Annotated in this window: 1 protein-coding gene; it reads left to right on the forward strand. The window is 65.0% G+C overall.

The genetic code is table 11. The features are described from left to right. The coding region (locus tag U5A52_RS43185; RefSeq protein WP_415774147.1) for a LysE family transporter at positions 1-314 on the forward strand (314 nt) is incomplete at both ends.

A 314-nucleotide genomic window follows, 5' to 3' on the forward strand; every position in this document is an offset into this window, starting at 1 on the left:
CTGATGGTCTCGGGCTGCGCGATCGTGCTGCTCATGCCGGGGCCCACCAACACCCTGCTCGCCGCAGCCGGTTTGAGGCAGGGTCTGCGCCGCTCCGTGCATCTGACCGCCGCCGAACTGGCCGGGTACCTGGTGTCGATTACCCTCTGGGGACTTTGCTTCACCCATGCTGCGCAGTCGCTGAGCTGGCTGCCCAAAGTGCTGCGCGTGGCCAGCAGCCTTTATCTCGCTTGGCTCGCCTTGCGTCTTTGGCTCACGGCAAACTCGATCGAAACCTCGGCAAACGGCGTGGTCAGCACGCGCACGCTGTTCAG

Origin of the sequence: Paraburkholderia sp. J8-2 (genome assembly GCF_905220195.1) — a bacterium.
In the GTDB taxonomy this organism is placed as follows: Bacteria; Pseudomonadota; Gammaproteobacteria; order Burkholderiales; family Burkholderiaceae; genus Paraburkholderia.